The following is a 518-nucleotide window of genomic DNA, read 5'->3' as shown; positions in this document are numbered from 1 at the left end:
GGCGGCAATGATAACGGCTGCAGCCAGCGCTGCGACGCTCGCCATACTAAAGGTGATAGTCGGGCCCAGCGTATTCCAGCTGTATCCGGCATAAAGGGCACCGGCCGCGCCGCCAATCCCGGCCAGTGTGGCGTACAGGGCCTGGCCCTGCCCTTGCTGACCGGGGCCGAAACTGCGCTGGACAAAGGCCATGGCCGACGCATGGAAACTGACAAACGTGGCCGCGTGCAGCAATTGCGCCAGCAACAACACCCCCACATGCTCGGCAAACGAACCCAGCAAAAGCCAGCGCAATGCCGCCAGCATAAAGCTGAACATCAGTACCCGACGCACCGAAAACTTCAGCAGGATACGGCGCATGGCCAGGAACATCAGCACTTCAGCGACCACCCCCAAGGCCCAGAGCAAACCGATCACACCCCGGCTATAACCGAGGTTCTCAAGGTGCAGGGTCAGAAAGGTGTAATACGGACCGTGGCTCATCTGCATCAAGGCGACACAGCCATAAAACGCCAGCA

General features: G+C 60.2%; 1 protein-coding gene. It reads right to left on the bottom strand.

What is annotated here, in order from left to right; all coding sequences use genetic code 11:
- The coding region (locus TU76_RS24365) for an MFS transporter (protein WP_048352718.1) at positions 1-518 on the bottom strand (518 nt) is incomplete at both ends.

It is taken from the genome of Pseudomonas psychrophila, assembly GCF_001043005.1.
GTDB lineage: Bacteria > Pseudomonadota > Gammaproteobacteria > Pseudomonadales > Pseudomonadaceae > Aquipseudomonas > Aquipseudomonas psychrophila.
Note: the sequence above shows the minus strand (reverse complement) of the source record. Positions and strands in the feature narration are given on the sequence as shown.